Origin of the sequence: Flavobacterium sp. xlx-214, from assembly GCF_013874595.1 — a bacterium.
GTDB lineage: Bacteria > Bacteroidota > Bacteroidia > Flavobacteriales > Flavobacteriaceae > Flavobacterium.
Genome location: NZ_CP059431.1, coordinates 2,255,697 through 2,275,093 on the forward strand (window position 1 = coordinate 2,255,697; position 19,397 = coordinate 2,275,093).

The 19,397-nt window shown below is 31.6% G+C and carries 21 protein-coding genes; 14 read left to right on the plus strand and 7 right to left on the minus strand.

Annotation, left to right across the window (positions count from 1 at the left end):
* Positions 1 to 25: 25 nt before the first annotated feature.
* Positions 26 to 1,024, plus strand: coding sequence for a cation diffusion facilitator family transporter (locus tag H1R17_RS10535; protein WP_163431056.1), 999 nt, complete (start codon positions 26 to 28; stop codon positions 1,022 to 1,024).
* Here the strand turns inward: H1R17_RS10535 and H1R17_RS10540 are convergent.
* Together H1R17_RS10540 and H1R17_RS10545 are read right to left on the minus strand one after the other, a co-directional pair.
* A complete protein-coding gene (locus H1R17_RS10540; RefSeq protein ID WP_163431057.1) occupies positions 1,014 to 1,775 on the minus strand; it encodes an ABC transporter ATP-binding protein in 762 nt (253 codons plus the stop codon). The genes H1R17_RS10535 and H1R17_RS10540 overlap by 11 nt on opposite strands.
* 3 nt (positions 1,776 to 1,778) lie before the next feature.
* Positions 1,779 to 2,990 carry an MFS transporter gene (locus H1R17_RS10545; RefSeq protein ID WP_163431058.1) on the minus strand — a complete coding sequence of 404 codons (1,212 nt, stop codon included), beginning with the start codon at positions 2,988 to 2,990 and terminating at the stop codon, positions 1,779 to 1,781.
* Between the two features lie 115 nt (positions 2,991 to 3,105).
* Between H1R17_RS10545 and H1R17_RS10550 the strand changes: the two genes are divergently transcribed.
* Genes H1R17_RS10550 through H1R17_RS10560 form a run of 3 tightly spaced genes read left to right on the plus strand, consistent with a single transcriptional unit; the run spans position 3,106 to position 6,400 of the window.
* Positions 3,106 to 3,954, plus strand: a complete 849-nt coding sequence (locus H1R17_RS10550; RefSeq protein ID WP_163431059.1) for a transketolase — start codon at positions 3,106 to 3,108, stop codon at positions 3,952 to 3,954.
* A 22-nt stretch (positions 3,955 to 3,976) separates the two neighbouring features.
* Entirely contained in the window at positions 3,977 to 5,443 is a 1,467-nt protein-coding gene (locus tag H1R17_RS10555) for a hypothetical protein (protein ID WP_163431060.1), read from the plus strand.
* Positions 5,444 to 5,446: 3 nt separating this feature from the next.
* Positions 5,447 to 6,400 carry a transketolase family protein gene (locus tag H1R17_RS10560; RefSeq protein WP_163431061.1) on the plus strand — a complete coding sequence of 318 codons (954 nt, stop codon included), beginning with the start codon at positions 5,447 to 5,449 and terminating at the stop codon, positions 6,398 to 6,400.
* Positions 6,401 to 6,449: 49 nt separating this feature from the next.
* On the opposite strand, the gene H1R17_RS10565 is transcribed toward H1R17_RS10560, so the two are convergent.
* The 3 genes from H1R17_RS10565 to H1R17_RS10575 form a co-directional block, all read right to left on the minus strand.
* Positions 6,450 to 7,310, minus strand: a complete 861-nt coding sequence (locus H1R17_RS10565; protein ID WP_163431062.1) for a hypothetical protein — start codon at positions 7,308 to 7,310, stop codon at positions 6,450 to 6,452.
* 1 nt (position 7,311) lies between these two features.
* Positions 7,312 to 8,025 (minus strand): hypothetical protein, encoded by a 714-nt coding sequence (locus H1R17_RS10570; RefSeq protein ID WP_163431063.1) that lies wholly within the window; start codon positions 8,023 to 8,025, stop codon positions 7,312 to 7,314.
* Positions 8,026 to 8,125: 100 nt separating this feature from the next.
* Positions 8,126 to 8,551, minus strand: a complete 426-nt coding sequence (locus tag H1R17_RS10575) for a DUF1801 domain-containing protein (RefSeq protein ID WP_163431064.1) — start codon at positions 8,549 to 8,551, stop codon at positions 8,126 to 8,128.
* 130 nt (positions 8,552 to 8,681) lie between these two features.
* Here H1R17_RS10575 and mnmE point away from each other — a divergent pair, with 130 nt between their 5' ends.
* The 8 genes from mnmE (at position 8,682) to H1R17_RS10615 (ending at position 16,468) form a co-directional block, all read left to right on the plus strand.
* Positions 8,682 to 10,067 carry a tRNA uridine-5-carboxymethylaminomethyl(34) synthesis GTPase MnmE gene (gene mnmE / locus H1R17_RS10580; RefSeq protein ID WP_163431065.1) on the plus strand — a complete coding sequence of 462 codons (1,386 nt, stop codon included), beginning with the start codon at positions 8,682 to 8,684 and terminating at the stop codon, positions 10,065 to 10,067.
* A 150-nt stretch (positions 10,068 to 10,217) separates the two neighbouring features.
* Positions 10,218 to 11,363, plus strand: coding sequence for a site-specific integrase (locus H1R17_RS10585; protein ID WP_163431066.1), 1,146 nt, complete (start codon positions 10,218 to 10,220; stop codon positions 11,361 to 11,363).
* Positions 11,360 to 12,124, plus strand: coding sequence for a hypothetical protein (locus tag H1R17_RS10590; protein WP_163431067.1), 765 nt, complete (start codon positions 11,360 to 11,362; stop codon positions 12,122 to 12,124). Before H1R17_RS10585 ends, H1R17_RS10590 begins: the two co-directional genes overlap by 4 nt.
* A gap of 85 nt (positions 12,125 to 12,209) precedes the next feature.
* Positions 12,210 to 12,497, plus strand: coding sequence for an AlpA family transcriptional regulator (locus H1R17_RS10595; protein WP_163431068.1), 288 nt, complete (start codon positions 12,210 to 12,212; stop codon positions 12,495 to 12,497).
* 89 nt (positions 12,498 to 12,586) lie between these two features.
* Positions 12,587 to 13,819: a primase-helicase family protein gene (locus tag H1R17_RS10600; protein ID WP_163431069.1), complete on the plus strand. Its 1,233-nt coding sequence runs from the start codon at positions 12,587 to 12,589 to the stop codon at positions 13,817 to 13,819.
* A gap of 211 nt (positions 13,820 to 14,030) precedes the next feature.
* Positions 14,031 to 14,888, plus strand: a complete 858-nt coding sequence (locus tag H1R17_RS10605) for a toprim domain-containing protein (protein ID WP_163431070.1) — start codon at positions 14,031 to 14,033, stop codon at positions 14,886 to 14,888.
* A gap of 90 nt (positions 14,889 to 14,978) precedes the next feature.
* Positions 14,979 to 15,317 (plus strand): hypothetical protein, encoded by a 339-nt coding sequence (locus H1R17_RS10610; RefSeq protein WP_163431071.1) that lies wholly within the window; start codon positions 14,979 to 14,981, stop codon positions 15,315 to 15,317.
* Positions 15,314 to 16,468 (plus strand): relaxase/mobilization nuclease domain-containing protein, encoded by a 1,155-nt coding sequence (locus H1R17_RS10615; protein ID WP_163431072.1) that lies wholly within the window; start codon positions 15,314 to 15,316, stop codon positions 16,466 to 16,468. Before H1R17_RS10610 ends, H1R17_RS10615 begins: the two co-directional genes overlap by 4 nt.
* Positions 16,469 to 16,670: 202 nt before the next feature.
* On the opposite strand, the gene H1R17_RS10620 is transcribed toward H1R17_RS10615, so the two are convergent.
* Together H1R17_RS10620 and H1R17_RS10625 are read right to left on the minus strand one after the other, a co-directional pair.
* A complete protein-coding gene (locus tag H1R17_RS10620; RefSeq protein WP_163431073.1) occupies positions 16,671 to 16,973 on the minus strand; it encodes a hypothetical protein in 303 nt (100 codons plus the stop codon).
* Between the two features lie 12 nt (positions 16,974 to 16,985).
* Entirely contained in the window at positions 16,986 to 17,396 is a 411-nt protein-coding gene (locus H1R17_RS10625; protein ID WP_163431074.1) for a hypothetical protein, read from the minus strand.
* A 308-nt stretch (positions 17,397 to 17,704) separates the two neighbouring features.
* Between H1R17_RS10625 and H1R17_RS10630 the strand changes: the two genes are divergently transcribed.
* Positions 17,705 to 17,980: a hypothetical protein gene (locus tag H1R17_RS10630; RefSeq protein ID WP_163431075.1), complete on the plus strand. Its 276-nt coding sequence runs from the start codon at positions 17,705 to 17,707 to the stop codon at positions 17,978 to 17,980.
* Between the two features lie 5 nt (positions 17,981 to 17,985).
* Positions 17,986 to 19,329 carry a Fic family protein gene (locus tag H1R17_RS10635; protein ID WP_163431076.1) on the plus strand — a complete coding sequence of 448 codons (1,344 nt, stop codon included), beginning with the start codon at positions 17,986 to 17,988 and terminating at the stop codon, positions 19,327 to 19,329.
* Positions 19,330 to 19,397: the final 68 nt, after the last annotated feature.

Here is a 19,397-nt window from a genome sequence, read left to right on the forward strand (position 1 = left end):
AACTTTGATACTTACAATACTAAAAATGAATATTACTGCTAACGAAAATTTTAAATTTCAAAGAATTATTGCCCTTGTTGGAATTCTTCTTTTTATAATTAAAATATATGCATGGTATCAAACAAGATCTGTAGCTATTTTAACAGATGCGCTTGAAAGTACCATAAATGTTGTAGCAGGTTTAATAGGTTTGTATAGTTTGTATTTATCTGCTTTGCCTAAAGATCATAACCATCCGTACGGTCATGGAAAAGTAGAGTTTATTTCAGCTTCTATTGAAGGTGCTTTAATAAGTATTGCGGGTGTTGTAATTATTTACGAAGCTATTGGCGAATTGCAAAATCCTAGAACAGTTCAACAATTAGATTTAGGACTTATTTTGGTTGCTTTTACTGCTGTTGTTAACTATCTTCTTGGCTATTTTGCCATTAAAAAAGGCAAGAAAAATAATTCGTTGGCTTTAATTGCTAGCGGAAAACATTTACAAACCGACACTTACTCTACTATTGGTATTATTATAGGTTTAATTGTTTTATATATTACTAAAATTAGTTGGATTGATAGTGCTACCGCTTTACTTTTTGCTGGATTTATTATTTATACAGGATATCAAATTTTACGAGAATCGATTTCGGGAATTATGGATGAAACCGATGAATTACTGTTAAAAGAAGTGGTTGGTTTTTTAGAGAATGAACGTAAAACAAACTGGATTGATTTACACAATCTACGCATTATAAAATACGGAAGCACCTTACATTTTGATTGTCATATGACCGTGCCTTGGTATTTTAATATTGAAGAAGGACATAAAGAAGTTGATGCCTTAGAGGATGCTGTGAAAAATCATTTTGGAAATCGTATTGAATTGTTTGTGCATTTAGATGCTTGCAAAGAATACTCATGTACCATTTGTAGTAAAACAGATTGCGCCGTTAGGAAACATCCGTTTGAAGGAAAAATAAAATGGACTATTGAAAACGTTTCAGCAAATCAAAAGCACAATCAAAAGCTTATAAAATAATAAATTGTCTTCGTTCCTTATCAAAAAGTATTTCATCGGTATCAAAAAATCGATCAAATACACCTTGATTAATTAACTGTGTTGTGCTGTTATGGTAAAAGGTTTTTCCTTTTAATAACATTATTTCATCACTTAATTGCAAAGCTAAATCTAAATCGTGCGTAGAAAATAAAATGCATTTGTTTTTTTGTACGCAAAGTTTTTTTAGCAATTTAAACAAATGCACTTTGTGATACAAATCTAGATGAGTTGAAGGTTCGTCTAAAAAAATAAAGGGTGTGTCTTGCACAACAGCCCTAGCAATAAAAGTGCGTTGTACCTGACCATCACTTAATTGCGCAATTTTTCTGTCTTTTAAATCAAGTATTTCACAATCTAATAAAGTTTGCTCAATCAACAGTTCATCTTCTTGTGATAATTGGTCAAGCCAATTGGTATACGGTTGTCTGCCTAATTTTACAAGTTCATAAACGGTAAGATCTTTATTGGTATCTTTTGTTGTTAAAACCATACTTACCCAATGCGAAAAATCAACGGTACTTAAATTATTTATGGGTTGATTATCAATGCTTAAAACACCTTCTTTTAAATCAATTAAGCGCGATATGGTTTTTAATAAGGTCGATTTTCCTATACCATTACTTCCTAATAACGATGTTAAAACGCCCGTTCTTAATTCAAAGTTTAAATGGCTAAACAATGTTTTTTCTTTGTATCCAATGGTTACATTTTCTGCCTTAAAAACATTCATAAACTACATTTTTTTCATTACAAAGTAAAAGCCAATACTGGCAACCACAATCATGATACAGTTAAAAATCCATAAATTGGTAAAACCATAATTTTCTGCAATATAAGTACCAATTAAAGGCGCTGTAACAAAAGCTGCAGAAAACGATATTCCGTTAAGCCCCATGTACGAACCTCTGTTTACAGAAGTGGATCTATTAACCGCAACTGTTGAAGCAAAAGGCATAATAAGAATTTCTGAAATAGACATCAGAAAAATAGAAAGATACAATACCCATACCATATGCGATGGTATTATTACTAAAAAGCCAAGACCACAAAATAAACTACCAATAATCATATTAGCAGTTAAAGTGAATTTTTTCTCAGCATAATGTACAAGAGCCATTTCTAATAAAAAAACAATAATACCATTAAAAGCCATTAACAAACCAACTTCTTTTTCGTCCATTAAAGCTACATTTTTATAAAATAGGGGCAACGTATTTAAAATTTGAAAAAAGCAATATGCGTAAATAGCAATGAAAAAACTAAACAGTAAAAATTTACTGTCAGAATAAGCAGATTTCTTTTTGATGTTTTCTTCTACTTTTTCTGAAATAACTTTTTCAGGACTGTTTCCTTTGCGATTTTTAAAATACACAATAAACAAAATCCCTGCTATAAAAGACATAACAGCATTGGTATAAAACAAAAAGTTATAAGAAACAGCTGCTAAAAAACCACCAATTGCAGGGCCAATAGAATAGCCTAAATTCAATGCCATGCGGTTAAGTGAAAAGGCACGCGTTAGATTTTCTGGCTTAGCGTAGTACGATACCGAAGCACTATTTGCAGGGCGAAACAACTCTTTTACAAAGCTTAAAAAAAAGATAGAAACACATAACATTTCAAAACTTGTAAAAAAAGGCAATATCAAATAAAAAGGTATGCTAAAAAACAAACTGAAAGTTTGTATTTTAAATGATCCAAATTTATCAGTTAACCAACCACCAACAAAAGAACCTAAAATAGATCCTATTCCAAAAGTACTTAAAACAATACCTGCATTTTTTAATGAAAAATCCAAAATAGTTGTCATGTAAACACCTAAAAAAGGCAATACCATAGATCCACTTTGGTTAATAAACATAACCAATGCTAATAGCCAAGTAGCTTGAGATAATCCTTGATAAGCGCTAATGTAATTTTTCCAGTAGTTTTTTAAAGTTTCCATAAATGCAAAGGTAATAATAACCCCGCAATTTGTTAATCAACAAAAACAATAAGTTTTTATGCGCAATCTTTTAAAAAAACTATCTTTGTATACTGTAAATTTTATGTCTTTATAAATGAAACCTAACACACAACAATTACAAGACTTGGTAACACAAGTTAGACGCGATGTTTTACGTATGGTGCATGCTGTAAATTCTGGTCATCCTGGAGGTTCTTTAGGCTGTGCTGAGTATTTTGTAGCATTGTATCAAGTTATTATGGATCGTAAAGATACCTTTAATATGGATGGAGAAGGAGAGGACATCTTCTTTTTATCTAACGGGCATATTTCTCCTGTTTTTTATAGTATTCTAGCACGCAGTGGTTACTTTCCGGTAAGCGAATTAGCTACATTTAGAAAAATCGATTCTCGTTTACAAGGACATCCAACTACTCACAGCCACTTGCCAGGTGTTCGCATGGCTTCTGGGTCTTTAGGTCAAGGATTATCTGTTGCTTTAGGTGCTGCTCAAGCTAAAAAATTAAACAACGATGATAAATTGGTGTATGTGCTTTTAGGTGATGGCGAGTTGCAAGAAGGTCAAAACTGGGAAGCTTTAATGTATGCTGCTGCTAAAAAGGTTGATAATGTAATTGCTACTATTGATTTAAATGGAAAACAAATTGACGGTAGTACTGATGAAGTTTTAAACATGGGAAGTTTAAAAGCTAAGTTTGAAGCTTTTGGATGGGATGTACTTTCTGTTGAAAAAGGAAATGATATAGAAGCAGTTATTGAAGGTTTACAAACAGCAAAATCAAAAACAGGCAATCAAAAACCAGTAATGATTTTATTGCATACTGAAATGGGTAACGGAGTTGATTTTATGATGCACACACATGCTTGGCATGGTAAAGCACCTAATAACGATCAATTAGAAAGTGCTTTAAATCAAAACGTAACAACTTTAAGTGATTATTAATTAATTACAAAAAAAAAAGCTTATGAAAAAAATAATGTGTTTTGCTGTATTGGCGTTTACAACTGCAGCATTTGCCCAAAATAAAACGGTAGAGTTTGTTAAAAAATACAAATATCAAATTGAAGTTTTAGACGCTGGTAAAGGTATATATGATCAAGGTGAATATGATAAAGTAGCTTATGATCATTACGTATCTAAAAATAATAAAGAAGGGTTGTTGTCTTTTTATTATACAGAAAATGCCGTAAATGCGTACTCTGGTGAGTCTAATTTTTACATGAAAAATAATTGGATTATTCCAATAACAGTTAACGGATTATCAAAAACTACCAGTTATACAGAGTATTCTGCTTCTAATGTAATTGATGAAGGTAGTAGCCTTACAAAATTAGATAGAAAAGGTGTTATAAACGGTCTTTCATGTCAGTATTATGCTATTTTAAATGATGCTGCTAATAAAGATAGTTATACTTATTGCTTTTGTATTGATGAAAGCAACAAGCAAAACAACGCCGAATCTATTTTTCCTGAAAGTAAGGTAAAAGGATTGGTTTTATCGCTTGAAACAAGTGATCCTTATTATCGTTTAGTGTATAAATCTTCTGAAACTGCCAATGTTAAGTTAGATTTAGACGGTGATAAAATAATTGCCGATATTAAAACGTATAAAGAAAATGAGCCTACAGATTATGCAACTGCAGTAGATTCAGTTGCTGCTTATCCTTATGGTGAAGGAGCAGAAAATATTTATGCAGATCCGTTGTATTCTTACACAAATGGCAATGGTGAATTAACAGATTATAATTTGTATAACTATTTTTCACCAATCTATTCAATTACTTCAACAGCATTATATAATACCAAAGAGTATAGTGCAGAAGGAACAATTAAAAGAGAAAATCTTGCAAAATTCTTTGAAAAAGAATCAAAATCATTGGTAAAAAACTTGGCTTCTTCAAAAGTAATTGATGCAAATCAAAAGAAAGAATTGCAAAAGTTTTTTAAAGAGCAAGTTAAATCTGTTAAAGAATACAAACCAGGGCAAGTATCAGAAGATTATGCTACAGCAGCTGTAGTTGCTACTGATTATGCAACCGCTGCGGATGATGCAACGTACGCAACAGATTCTTATGATTATTATACAAAGTACCAATCTGCTTATAATGATATTAAAGTAGAAGATAAGATTTCATTGGCGTATGATTTAGATACAGAAAACAATGATGCAGTAAAACAATACGCACCAGATTATTGCGATGATTTGCAAAAGAAAATTCCTAATTTTCAAAGCAAAGAACTTAAAAAACACGTACATAACTTAACTGGGCAAATTTGTGATTTGTATTTATACAATAACGGCGGAAATGTAGATTATTTTGGTACCATTAACCAAATGCGTAAAAGCTATTTAGAAATTGAAAAATTAAGAAGCAGCTTATCGCAAAAAGATCAAAAATCACTTTTAGAATTTTTAAAGAGCTTAGATTAAAAAATGAAAAAATATACAAACTTAGGTAGTAAAGATACCCGTTCTGGTTTTGGAGCAGGTTTGGCAGAATTAGGTCAAAAAAATGAAAATGTAGTGGCTTTATGTGCCGATTTGATTGGTTCATTAAAAATGGACGAATTCAAAAAAAATCACCCAGAACGCTTTTTTCAAGTAGGTATTGCAGAAGCTAATATGATTGGTTTGGCAGCTGGAATGACTATTGGTGGAAAAATTCCTTTTACAGGAACTTTTGCCAATTTCTCTACTGGTCGTGTGTACGATCAAATTCGTCAATCTGTTGCATATTCAGAAAAAAATGTAAAAATTTGTGCTTCGCATGCAGGTTTAACTTTAGGAGAAGATGGTGCTACACATCAAATTTTAGAAGACATTGGTTTAATGAAAATGTTACCAGGAGTTACGGTAATTAACACCTGTGATTACAACCAAACAAAAGCAGCTACGTTGGCTATTGCAGAGCATAACGGACCTGTTTATTTACGTTTTGGTCGCCCAGTTGTACCTAATTTTATTCCAGAAGATATGCCTTTTGAAATTGGTAAAGCGGTTGTTTTATCTGAAGGTACTGATGTAACAATTGTTGCAACCGGACATTTGGTTTGGGAAGCATTAGAAGCAGCTCAAGCATTAGAGAACGAAGGAATTTCTGCTGAGGTTATTAACATTCATACGATAAAACCGTTAGATGAAGCTGCTATTTTAAAATCGGTTGCTAAAACAGGTTGTATTGTAACGGCAGAAGAGCATAATTATTTAGGCGGTTTAGGAGAAAGTGTTTCGGGTGTTTTAGCATTAAATAAACCAACACCTCAAGAATTTGTTGCTGTTAACGATGTTTTCGGAGAATCGGGTACGCCAGAAGCTTTAATGGAAAAATACGGTTTAAATGCCAACAGTATTATTGAAAAAGCAAAAAAAGTAATTACAAGAAAGTAATTGCTGGTTTTTATAAAAAGAACGACTTCCAACTGGAAGTCGTTCTTTTTTATTCTTTTAAGTGAATGCTGTAAATAAAAGTAAGTACTTTTTTTAGCCAAAGTGTTAAAACTTGCTCCACTTCTAAATGAGAGCTATTAAAGTTAATAACCAATTCATTTCTAAAAGAACGTACGTATTTTGACCAGTAATTTCCTTTAGCATCTTTAAGTAGAAAATAAAAACCAGCATCGCCAAATTTTTTGCCCGATGCGTTTAGTATCAACTCTCCTTGCTTGCCAACTGTAGGTGTCATAATTACGGTTGCATTTCCGTTTGGTAACGGAAAAACTTCTTTAATGCATACTTTTCCTTTGGGCAATGTACACATATCATACATACCTAAATAAATTAGTTTTCCACTTGATTTTAAAGAGCGCAACCAAAAAGTGTATTTTACCTGTTGTGTTTTAGGATCAATAAGGGTAATTATTTCACTTTCAACTATTTCATTGTTTTGGTCTAAATCTGTTGGGATATTTAATTGCTCAATACGATTACTAAATAATGTATTAACCAACTTACCCAGCTGTTTAAAGAAAGGATTCCAAACTACAGAAAAATGAAAATGGTAGGCTTGTGTATTTTTGTAAAAAAGAATGACTTCTTGCGATAGTTGTGCCAATTCTTGATCACTTAAATGAAGCTTTTCTATGGATGGAATTAAACATTGAGAACCTGATGATTTATCAATAATTAAACCTTCATTTTCTGCAATTTTCTTAATAAATTCTTCGCTATTTTCATTCACATCGCCAAAAGGCCCCATTAACCAAGAATGTTTTTCATGATTGATTTTTTGTCCACGTAGTATAACCCATTGCTGTGTTAGCCAATCTTGCGTTTTCTGAAAAAATAGGGGTGAAGCCATACTAACTATTGGTGCTAAATTGCTTTATAATTTGAGTACGTCCATTCCAAGATCCAAATTCGGCAATTGGTTTAAAGCGTAAGGTTGTAAATTCAAAATGAAAATCTTTACGATTTCGTTCTTTCATAGCTTCTACATGTCGTTTAGAATCTGCAGAATTTCCATGACCAAAAACCATATTGGTCATATCTTTTTGCGTTTTCCATATAGAAAAAGTAGAAACGGTATTAGGAAAATGTATAGAAGCCAAAGAAAGTAGCGTATTAGGATTATTGCTTACTTGCTTTTCTACAGGTCTGCCCCAAGCAATAAACCTAGGAATTTCTAAAAATTTCATTCGGGCAATGGTAACAACTACCACAGCTTCATTATCTTGTATTGTTTCAACAGTATTCTCGGGTATTCTAAAATTCTTATAAGTGCCCCATTTTCTTAAAAAATGCAACCTAGTATGCCACCCTTTCGCAAATTGTTTGCCTAATGTATGCTGACTTAAAAAAGAATCAAGACTTTCTTCGTTTTCCCATTGCGCAAATAATACTTGCTGTTTAATCATAAATCGTTTGGGAGATAAAATAGCAGAACCAAGAGTCATACAAGTCATTTTTTCTGCGTGTATCAATCCTTCAATATTTTTACTGTTTAATTTAAAAAACAATAGTTTTAAGCCTGAAAAAAAGGAAACTTTTACCAAATGATAACTAAACACACACATACATTATAGTTCAAATAAATAACCAATACTTTTATAATTTTAAAGTGATCATTTAATCAGCTTTCTATTTATTAAATATAAGAAACTTCTTTTACAATATTTAATTGCTTCTATTAAAAACATTATGTAATAATTCCTTAAAAACAGATGTGTTAATATCAGTTAACGACTTGAATTTTAAACAATAGCTAGTGAATTTTGCTTTGCCTATTCTAGAAGCGTAGTTGCGTGCCAAATAGTTTTTATCATCAATTCCAAAGAAATAAACCGATATACCCGTAGAAGTAGCTGTGATGCCTACTTTGTAAAAATCTTTAAAAGTACCATTGGCATATTTAATTATATGTTTACCATAACCAATATTGGGGTTAGCAACAATTTTATTAGCAGCATCTTTGCCATCTAAAAACCACAATTTAGCAGTAGGGTACAATTCACAAATCAAATTATGTAATTGTTGTATGTCCTTTCCTTTTAATTCGGGTAAACTAGTTAGGTACGTATTAATTTGCTCTTCAACTTTCATTTAGTTGTTTTATTTGTAATACAAACGTATAAAAAATCTCCATAGTTCAAAGAAGAACGCATCAATTTAAAATCTACTTAAAGTTACATTTCAATCTTTTAAACTACCTTTGCATATTAAATGTAATACCATGATTCTAAACGATACTATTGTGGCTTTGGCAACACCTTCTGGTGCCGGAGCGGTTGCTATTGTTCGCGTATCAGGTCCTAAAGCCGTTGATACCGTTGCCGAAGTTTTTCAATCTATAAAGAACAAAGATTTGCGTAAACAAAAAACGCACACCTTGCATTTAGGGTTTATTAAGGACGGTGATAAAATCATTGATCAAGTTTTGGTATCGCTTTTTAAAGGTACAAATTCGTATACAGGAGAGCCTACTGTTGAAATTTCTTGCCATGGTTCTACCTTTATTCAACAACAAATCATTCAGCTTTTATTAAGAAAAGGATGCAGAATGGCAACTGCGGGTGAGTTTACCATGCGTTCTTTTTTAAATGGAAAGATGGATTTATCGCAGGCCGAAGCGGTAGCCGATTTAATTGCATCTGATAACGAAGCAGCTCATCAAATTGCCATGCAGCAAATGCGTGGAGGGTTTAGTAATGAAATAGCAAAACTACGTGAAGAATTATTAAACTTTGCTTCCTTAATTGAATTAGAATTAGATTTTTCAGAAGAAGATGTTGAATTTGCTGATCGTACCGCTTTTCGTGATTTAGTGAGTCGAATTCAATTTGTTTTGAAACGATTAATCGACTCTTTTGCGGTAGGAAATGTGATTAAAAACGGAATTCCCGTTGCTATTGTAGGCGAACCAAACGTTGGAAAATCGACTTTATTGAACGCTTTGTTGAACGAGGAGCGTGCCATTGTTTCCGATATTGCGGGTACCACTCGTGATACTATTGAAGATGAATTGGTTATTGATGGAATTGGGTTCCGATTTATTGATACAGCGGGTATCCGTGAAACCAAAGATGTGGTTGAAAGTATTGGTATTCAAAAAACGTTTGAAAAAATAGAGCAAGCGCAATTGCTTTTATTTTTGGTTGATAGCGCTCAATCAAAAAATATGGAAGGATTAAAACAAGAAATTGCCGAAATAAAAAATAAATACCCTCAAAAAGCTTTATTGGTTATTGTTAACAAAATGGATTTGTTGTCAGAAACAGAAATCTCGAATCTAACATCTAAGATCTCAAATCTAATTCTAATTTCAGCAAAGCAAAAAATAGGAATTGATACATTAAAAAGCGAATTATTAGGTTTAGTAAATACGGGCTCTTTACGGAACAACGAAACTATTGTAACCAATACGCGTCATTATGATTCTTTGATTAAAGCTTTAGAAGAAATTCAAAAGGTACAATATGGTTTAGATACAAATATACCAGCCGATTTAATGGCTATTGATATCCGTCAGGCACTGTTTTATTTTGGCGAAATAACAGGGCAAGTAACAAATGACGAACTGTTAGGAAATATTTTTGCTAACTTCTGTATCGGTAAATAAATTAGGTTTCCCTTAGTAAGATATACTTTCTTTTAATTGACTATCAGTGTTTTAATGCTGATAGTCTTTTCTTTTATGTTCCTTTCTTATTATATTTGTTACCTCATATGTACCACATCTTAAAATTATGTTGTACAAACGTACCACATTATGAAAATAACATTAAAAGAAAGAAAATTGCCAAGTGGTAAAGTTAGTTTATTAATTGAATACTATAAAGGTTCTGAAACTTCACCAGAAGGCAAACGCAAACATATCCGTGAATTTGAGAATTTACAGCTTTATCTTGATCCAAATGCTAAAACAGCTATTGAAAAGAAAAAGAATAAGGAGAACCTTGAATTAGCTAAAAAGATTTTAGCAATCAGAGAAGCTGAATTTTACCAAGGTAGGTTTGATCTTAAAAACAACATCAAATCTAAAAGACGATTTTTAGATTACTTTCATGAGAAAGCAGAGGAGAAAATCAATTCGCCTAAAAATTATGGCAACTGGTCAGCTACTATGGTTCATCTAAAAAGATGCATCACTCCTACCTTAACTTTTGAAGAAGTAGATGAAGCCTTTGTAAAACGTGTCCGTAAATATTTTGATATAGAAGCGAAGACAAAAAGCGAAACCTTGCTTTCAGAAAATTCTAAATACTCTTATTTCAATAAATTTAAAGCTGCCTTAAGAGCTGCTTTTGATGAAGGTTACACTGCTATTAATTACGGAGCTAAAGTAAAATCATTTGAACAACAAGAAAGTCAACGGGAATATTTAACCCATGAAGAACTACAAAAATTAGCAAATACCGAATGTAAATATCCTGTATTGAAACGTGCGTTTATTTTTTCATGTTTAAGTGGTTTACGCTGGAGCGATATTAATAAAATGGTATGGGCGGAAGTTCGGGAAGAGTATCAAGAAGGTGAAAAAACAATCAAAGTAAATTTTGAACAGGAAAAGACAGGTGGTATTGAGTATTTATACATTTCAGAACAAGCACGAGATTTACTTGGAAAACGAAAATATCCTTCAGATCGTGTTTTTATTGGATTAAAGTATTCGGCTGTTTATAACACAGAATTATTGCGTTGGTGTAATCGTGCCGGAATATTGAAACATATCACGTTTCATAGTGCGAGACATACCAATGCGGTTTTACTTTTAGAAAACGGAGCTGATATTTACACCGTTTCCAAACGTTTAGGACATAGCGAATTAAGAACCACACAGATTTACGCTAAAATGGTAGATCAAAAGAATAAAGAAGCTGCAAATTTAATCCCACTTTTAAATATTGAGTTATGAGAAAAAATAAAGTCTTTAAAGAGAATTTACTCGAATTATTAAACCAAGACGATGATGTTAAAGATTTTCTTGACCAAATGATCACAAAGAAAGTTGAAGATGTGTTTATGAATTTTCTTGTAAAGGATGATTATCATGATTTTGAAAAAGAAGGACCTACCGATAACATTGAATTTATAATTCATAATAAAATTCAAAAGTATTTTTACAATATCTACATGGATATTAATCACTTACGAGAAGAAAAAATTGTACTTGAAATGGAAGAATTACAAAATCAGTTGTATGAAAATTATAAGCTAGAATGTGAGATTGAAGAAACATTTGAGAAATTAGAACAAAGTGGTTTTTTTAGTAAATCAAATTTTTATGATAATCTAATTCCTAAGAATAAAGTTTCAAGTAGTAAAGAGTTGGCTATAATCTTTGATTATTTAATCAAAGAGAAAATGATATTAGGAAACTTTATAGATTTTTCTTCATTCTGTGAAAAAAGTTTTAGTAAAAAACCACTCAACTGGATTGATAAAAAAGGTTACAATGCAAAATCTAAAGCTGTAACTTATGTTTTATTATTTGATTTATTACATAATGTAATCTTTCAAGAACCAAAACATTTTGAAGGACTCAAAAGACAAATGTTTTTAAAAAATATTTGTGAAGGTTTTTTATTTGATGGAGATAAGAAAAACTTCAATCAACTCAATACAGCATATTCTACGTGGAGAAATGAACATAGGCTAACGGAATCTTTTTTATAATTTTATTACACCATTTGCCTTTAGCGTATTTTATTAGTTCTTTCTTACTCTTTACTTTGCTTCATAATTCAAAACATACGAAAAAATGGAAGCAAATTTAATCTTAGAAAAGTTAGAAAGAATTGAAGCTATTTTATCTAAAACAGCTAAAACAATTCTTACAGTTGATGACTTAATTGACTATACGGGCTTTAAACGAAGTTACATTTATAAGTTGGTTCATCTTGGTGAAATTCCTTATTCGAAACCACAAGGGAAGATACTTTTCTTCGACAGAGAAGAAATCGATCAATGGTTACGTCAGAACAAATCTCAATCAAAAGCTCAGATTGAAAACAAAGCCCTAGACTACTTTTTTAAATCAAAAAAATAATGCGTTCAACTTCCGCAAATTGAACGCATAAATCCCTTATTCTTTAATCTATTCCTATAGCAAATATAGGAATAATATACCATTAAACTATGGACTTAGATATTCCTTATATCCGAGTAGGAACTTCCTATTTTAAAATTATTGAAAAACCACTCATCTCTGGCGATAAAGTTAAAGTAATGACACGTTGGAATAGAGAAACAATAGTTTCCGATCATGGGAAAAATTTCTTAGGAAACATTCTAAAATTAGACGGTTTTTGTTGTATTCCAGATCATCTTAATTATCAATTAATCGTTGAAAATTTTTATAATACCTATAATGAGTTAAGTGCGTCGCCAATAAACGAAGTGTTAACATTAGAACAATTGGAAAATAACATACCAAATACGTTAAACTTCGTGCAGCATATATTCGGAGATCAAAAAGAATTTGGTTTAGATTATTTAAAACTGCTGTTTGAAAAACCAACACAAACATTACCTATTTTATGTCTTGTGAGCAAAGAAAGAGCCACAGGTAAAAGTTCTTTTATCAAATGGCTTAAAGCAATTTTTGGACTGAATATGACGTACATAAAAGGTGATTCTTTTAACTCGCAATTTAACAGCGATTGGGCAAGCATGTTACTAGTTGCTATTGATGAAGTATTCTTTGATAAAAAAGAAATTACTGAACGTTTAAAATACCTATCCACGACCGATAAAGATAAAGTGGAAGCCAAAGGAAAGGACAGACAAGAAATTGAATTCTTTGCAAAGTTTATCTTATGTTCTAATAACGAAGATAATTTCATACAGATTGATGAAGAAGAGATTCGGTTCTGGATTCGTAAAATCCGACCAATAAAGTCAGAAGATGTTTTTTTCTTGAAAAAGCTAAATGCTGAAATCCCTTATTTTTTAAAGTATCTGATCGAACGAGATTTTAAATCTTCTCAAAAAACACGTATGTGGTTTACTCCACACCAAATTATGACCGAATCATTACTGAAATTGATCAATAAAAACAAAACAGAAGTTGCATTATTGGAATTATTTCATGAGTGTTTTGAAAAAATTGATGATGATGAAATTTTAATCGCTCCCAATGACATTTTATTATTGTTACGTAAAACAAATCCAAGATTATTTATTTCTGCTAGTGAAATAAGAAAGATTTTAAAGCGTTGGGAATTTCAACCAGAAGACAATACAAAATCATATCAAGGAATTGAACTATTGTCGCATGGTGAGATTGTAAAAGTAGATCGAAGAGGTCGCTATTATTTGATAAAAAAGTTTTTGTTCTATAAAATTTTTGATGCTTTGATGCAAGATTAGTTTAAGGTGCTGATATATAGTTGTTTATTCTGCATCAAACTCTACATCAAACTGAAAAAACATGGTTTTTGATGCAAGAGTGATGCAAGAATTGAAATTAGTTTGATGCAATGATGCAAGAGTGATGCAGGGTATTTAATTGATGTACAGTTTGTTATGTGGTTTCTGCATCACTGCATCAAAAAAAATCACTTTTTTAGCTTTTTACAATATGGACATAAAAACAATAAAAAACATACCAATTTCGACTGTAATGAGTAGGTTAGGTTTTTGTATAATTCGGACAAATGATTCAAGTTTATGGTACAAAAGTCCCTTTAGAAATGAAATGACAGCTTCTTTTAAAGTGGATAGTAAAAAAAATCTTTATTACGATTTTGGAGAAGGAAAAGGTGGAAATGTTTTCGATTTAATAATGCGAATAAAAGATTGCAATTTTAAAGAAGCATTACATTTCTTACGAAATGAATATGATTCTTTTTCTTTTCACCAGACACAAAGCGACATTGAACTCAAAAAAAAGGAGAATCAACAAAGTTATGAAATCGATCAAATAAAACCATTAGCGAATTTCATTCTAATCGAATATTTAAAAAGTCGGAAGCTGAATATTGAACTCTGTAAAATATATTTAGTTGAAGTTTATTATCAATTAAACAACAAGCAATATTTTGGAATTGGATTTAAGAATGATTCGGGAGGTACCGAAATCAGAAATAAATATGTGAAGCTGTGTTTAGGTAAAAAATGGTACACATCAATTAAAAACAAATCTAATCAATTGATTGTTTTGGAAAGCTGGTCAGATTTTATTTCTCTTTTGATGTTATTTTCAAAAACGGAAAACCAATTCGATTTCATCATTCTCAATTCGTTATCAATGCTCAACAAGTTAGACACCGTTTATGAGGAATATGAAAAAGTTTTCTTAGCACTCGACAATGATGAAGCAGGCACAAAAGCAACTCAAAAACAACTTGAAATTTTAGGTGCTAAATGTACTGATATTCGGTATCTATACAACAATGGATCGAAAGACTTAAACGATTATTTATTGCGGAATTATTAACTATTGATTTCGGCTGAGCAAGCCATGTTTCCCCTATGGGAAAACGCTTGCTCATCGAAACAACAAATTCACTTCATTCATTTGGAAATTATGGCAAGACCCAAAAAAAGTAACGATGAGTTGCGAATATTCAATGTAATGATTGCATTGAATAAATTCGAAAAAGAGAAGCTGGATAAATTGATTGCATTGAGAGAAGATAATGCTAGTGTGGTAATTCGTGAACTGATTATGAACGAATCTTTAAACGTGAATCGCATTAGTAAAATTGATGTGTCCACCCATTTATTGACTAGGAGAATTTCGAATAATTTTAATCAATACGTACGATCGGTGCACCAAACCCGATTGAATAAAATAGATGTTGAAATCATGCAGGAAATTAAAATGCTATTAGAAACAATTCATTTAAAAATGCTGAGTCAATGATTGCAAAACAGAAAATTCACGGATTTGTTGCTGCTTTTGATTACAACCATCAGAAAATGGAGCTTAAAAATCCTAAAGATCGGGCAGAATTGTTAGATCACAATTTTTTTAAATACGATAGAGAAAGTATCTTAAAAGAAATCAACTTTTTGAAACAATTGCGACCAAATTTAACTCGAGATACTTATCACGTATCGCTGAATTTTGCACCTACCGACCAATTATCTAAAAATCAATTAACACAAATAGGTAAAGATTATTTAAATGGTATGGGCTTTGACGATAATGCGTATGCAGTTTGGCAACATTTTGATGCAGAACATTTGCATATTCACGTGTTGGCATCACGAATTAAATATGATGGTTCGGTAGTTTCCGATTCTAATAATTATCAGAGAAGCGAGACCCTTTGTCGAGAATTGGAGCGAAAATATGGAATAGAAACGGTAAAATCATCCAAAGAAGCTTTAGACCGAGCGCCAAGCAAAGATGAATTGGAAATGATTCAGCGAACAGGAAAACTTTCAGACCGAATGTTAATGCAAGAACGGATAAAAGATGCCTTATCAAAAGCACATACTATTTCAGATTTTATAATTCAATGTAAAATAAATGGTGTCCATTTAATTTTCAATCAGTCAGAAAGCACCGGACGAGTTTCAGGAATTACCTATATTTCTGATGATGGTTTCATAGCAAAGGGGCAAAAGTTAGGAAATCAATACAAATGGGCAAACCTTCAAAACAATTTAAATTATGAACAAAGCAGAGACCGTCAAACAATTGGCGAAACAAACCGTGATACAAGAGAACGATTTAAAGAATTACTTGGCCAAGGAAATCGAAGAATTGAAAGCAGGAATGGTCAAACTAGCCGAAATTCAAAACAACATCATGAACAATCAGCTGGTTTTACATCAAACAATGGAAAATCTTTCCAAAACAGAGACGAAAGTGGATCTAACCCCCATTCTGAACGAACTAATAATAACAAAGAAGCAGAACAAGAGTTTGAAGAAGCAGTTTCTAATCAACTTTCTACTGGTACAAGTACCGTTATTAGCTGTATTAGTGGCTTACTTGGTGGTATTAGCGCTAACGAAGTAGATGACGAAGCATCACGACGTCGTAAGCCTAAAAGAAAACGCTGATTTTGTAAAAATAAACAACAGCCAAGGTGTTTTTTTTCTTTTCAAGAGCGTAAGGATTTCGAGAAATAAATAAAGGCAAACTAAATTTCACCTACTTAAATTTTATATAAATATACAATTGTATAATTCAATAATTATATAAATATGTAATTATACAATTGTATAAAATCCTTATATATAACAGTTTGATTATTAGTGTTTTTTAAACCATATTTCCGAAAGCCAAATTTCGAGAATGTACTTCTAAAAACTCCTCATTTTGGTATTTTTCAGGAATGTAATTTAAGGTGATTAATTCATCAAATGTGTAAGAACTAATGTCCGTTTTGTGATTAAATTTTACAAAGGCGTCCATACCCAACCACTTTGAAATACGAATCATCAAACCATTTTTTAATGTTATTTCCTTAGTAATAATAGCTTCATTTAGATTTAAAATTTCTTTGTGGAATTGCTCTAATTCCGACAGAGTAAATTCGTGTAATTTGTTATAAAACTCGTTCATCTTTATTTAGAATTATTCGGTTGCGGTTAAAATATATTCGGCTAGATAAAATGGATGTTTAATGATCTCATCATTAATTTTTAACAGAATAAAGTCGTCTTCTACACCTTGAAAATAGCCTTCGGTCAATGATTTACTGTTCAATAATGTAACCCATTCATCCTTTGTAAAACGATCAAAATTTGTTCTTTTAGCTTTGTATAAACGAGTGGCATTGTATGTTTTTTCAGTTCCATCTTTAAAAGTAATGACTAGAGTTTCATTAAAAGAAACATATCTGTAATTTTTGAATGGTCGGTCATCTTTTGAGACATCTTTGAATACTTTTTCAAATATAGATTTGTCATTAATTGTCTGAGCGAATGATGAACTGGAAAACAACAACAACACAAGGACAGTTAAACGGATTAGATGTTTTTTCATGATTATAGCAATTTGTGTGATACCTTATTTTGAAGTAAAGAAAAAGGCGTGAAACTAAAATCAATCCGTTACAGAGGTACTGCGAAGAACCCTAAACTCAGAAAGACTTAGCCCACGCCCATATAAGGCACAGGCGTAAGTCTGACTAGTTTTAGAGTTTATAAGAAGATTCGCAGTTTTCTGTAACTCAACTAATCAGCCTACGCTAGATCAATTACTATTTTAATACCGCTAATTTACGGATTTTTATAGAAGTTTGATATACATTATTGATGAAATTGCGTAATTTGTAACCAAAATTGTTGATGATGAAAAAGATAACCGAAAAAGAATTCAAACAAAATATTGATACTTTTTTAGAACAAGCAACCGAAGAATCTATTCAAATTGAAATGAATAATAACACATTGTATCTTTCTTCGATTGATAGCCTACAAGTCATTGATAACGAATGGGTAAAAGAATTTATGGCTATTCCAGAAGAGTTTCGGGTTAATCCTTTCGAAATTTCTGATTCCGGTGATTTGTATTGGGCAGATAGAAGGAATGTTGATGGTGTTAAGGCTAGAATAGCAAAAAAATAAATCAAATGACCGAAAACAAACATACAGAATTCAAACAAAAAGTAACGCCCGAATTAGAAAAAGAAGTAGTAGCTTTTTTAAATTCTAATGAAGGTGGTGTTATTTATATTGGTATTGATAAAAACGGAATTCCTGTTGGTGTTAACAATGCAGATCAGGAGCAATTACTTATTAAAGATCGTTTAAAAACGAATATTTTACCTTCTTGTTTGGGGCTTTTTGATTTGATTATTGAAAAGAAAGATAATAAAGAAATCATCAAAATTATCGTTGCCGGAGGTTATGAAAAACCATATTACATAAAGAAATATGGACTTTCAGAAAAAGGGGCTTTTATTCGAATCGGAAGCTCGGCTGAACCGATGCCAACCCGACAAATAGAACAACTTTTTAGTAAACGCATCCGAAATTCTATCGGAAACATGAAATCTCCGAAACAGACTTTACAGTTTCAGCAATTACATATTTATTATCAATCGATTGGAAAAGCTTTAAATGAGCAATTTGCCCGAAATTTAGAATTAGTTACAGAAGAAGGAGACTACAATTATGTAGCGTATTTAATGAACGACATCAATAACATTTCGGTAAAAGTAGCTCGGTATCAAGGTTTAAATCGGGTAGAATTAGAAGAAAGCAATGAGTATGGATATGAATCATTAATTAAAGCAACACATCAGGTTTTAGATAAATTGAATTTAGAAAACAGAACATTGACTAAAATCACTCCTAAACAAAGAAAAGAACAACGGTTGTGGAACGCCATTGCCTTGCGTGAAGCAGTAATCAATGCCTTTGTTCATAATGATTATACAAAAGAAGTTGCTCCAAAATTTGAGATTTTTGACGATCGATTGGAAATTACCTCTTATGGCAGTTTACCCGAAGGACTTTCAAAAGATGAGTTTTTTGAAGGATATTCTATCATCAGAAATAAAGAATTGATGCGTATTTTCAAAGACTTAGATTTAGTAGAGCAATTAGGTTCAGGAATACCAAGAATTATACAGGCTTATGCACAAGATTGTTTTCATTTTTCAGAGAACTTTTTAAGAGTTACATTACCTTCAACGGAATCTGTGACACGAATCGAACAAGATACCGAACAAGATACCGAACAAGTTACCGAACAAGTTCGATTCTTAATTTCGAGTATGGCAGATAAGAAATATAGCAGTGCAGAATTAATGGAACTTGTTGGTATAAAGCATCGTCCTACATTTTTATATAATTATTTACAACCAGCACTAAAATCAGGTTTAATAGCCTTGTCTATTCCTGATAAACCAACAAGCCGAAATCAAAAATATTATTTAACGGAGAAAGGAAAACAAAACCAAAAAGCTTAGAGATTATCCTAAGCTTTTTTTCTTTTCTCTAGCTTTCCTTTGTTTTAAAAACGACACAAAATGTCTTT

Coding starts and splice junctions, on each gene's coding strand:
- H1R17_RS10535 (WP_163431056.1), top strand. CDS start 26: ATGAATATTACTGCTAACGAAAATTTTAAATTTCAAAGAATTATTGCC.
- H1R17_RS10540 (WP_163431057.1), bottom strand. CDS start 1,775: ATGAATGTTTTTAAGGCAGAAAATGTAACCATTGGATACAAAGAAAAA.
- H1R17_RS10545 (WP_163431058.1), bottom strand. CDS start 2,990: ATGGAAACTTTAAAAAACTACTGGAAAAATTACATTAGCGCTTATCAA.
- H1R17_RS10550 (WP_163431059.1), top strand. CDS start 3,106: ATGAAACCTAACACACAACAATTACAAGACTTGGTAACACAAGTTAGA.
- H1R17_RS10555 (WP_163431060.1), top strand. CDS start 3,977: ATGAAAAAAATAATGTGTTTTGCTGTATTGGCGTTTACAACTGCAGCA.
- H1R17_RS10560 (WP_163431061.1), top strand. CDS start 5,447: ATGAAAAAATATACAAACTTAGGTAGTAAAGATACCCGTTCTGGTTTT.
- H1R17_RS10565 (WP_163431062.1), bottom strand. CDS start 7,310: ATGGCTTCACCCCTATTTTTTCAGAAAACGCAAGATTGGCTAACACAG.
- H1R17_RS10570 (WP_163431063.1), bottom strand. CDS start 8,025: ATGTGTGTGTTTAGTTATCATTTGGTAAAAGTTTCCTTTTTTTCAGGC.
- H1R17_RS10575 (WP_163431064.1), bottom strand. CDS start 8,551: ATGAAAGTTGAAGAGCAAATTAATACGTACCTAACTAGTTTACCCGAA.
- mnmE (WP_163431065.1), top strand. CDS start 8,682: ATGATTCTAAACGATACTATTGTGGCTTTGGCAACACCTTCTGGTGCC.
- H1R17_RS10585 (WP_163431066.1), top strand. CDS start 10,218: ATGAAAATAACATTAAAAGAAAGAAAATTGCCAAGTGGTAAAGTTAGT.
- H1R17_RS10590 (WP_163431067.1), top strand. CDS start 11,360: ATGAGAAAAAATAAAGTCTTTAAAGAGAATTTACTCGAATTATTAAAC.
- H1R17_RS10595 (WP_163431068.1), top strand. CDS start 12,210: ATGGAAGCAAATTTAATCTTAGAAAAGTTAGAAAGAATTGAAGCTATT.
- H1R17_RS10600 (WP_163431069.1), top strand. CDS start 12,587: ATGGACTTAGATATTCCTTATATCCGAGTAGGAACTTCCTATTTTAAA.
- H1R17_RS10605 (WP_163431070.1), top strand. CDS start 14,031: ATGGACATAAAAACAATAAAAAACATACCAATTTCGACTGTAATGAGT.
- H1R17_RS10610 (WP_163431071.1), top strand. CDS start 14,979: ATGGCAAGACCCAAAAAAAGTAACGATGAGTTGCGAATATTCAATGTA.
- H1R17_RS10615 (WP_163431072.1), top strand. CDS start 15,314: ATGATTGCAAAACAGAAAATTCACGGATTTGTTGCTGCTTTTGATTAC.
- H1R17_RS10620 (WP_163431073.1), bottom strand. CDS start 16,973: ATGAACGAGTTTTATAACAAATTACACGAATTTACTCTGTCGGAATTA.
- H1R17_RS10625 (WP_163431074.1), bottom strand. CDS start 17,396: ATGAAAAAACATCTAATCCGTTTAACTGTCCTTGTGTTGTTGTTGTTT.
- H1R17_RS10630 (WP_163431075.1), top strand. CDS start 17,705: ATGAAAAAGATAACCGAAAAAGAATTCAAACAAAATATTGATACTTTT.
- H1R17_RS10635 (WP_163431076.1), top strand. CDS start 17,986: ATGACCGAAAACAAACATACAGAATTCAAACAAAAAGTAACGCCCGAA.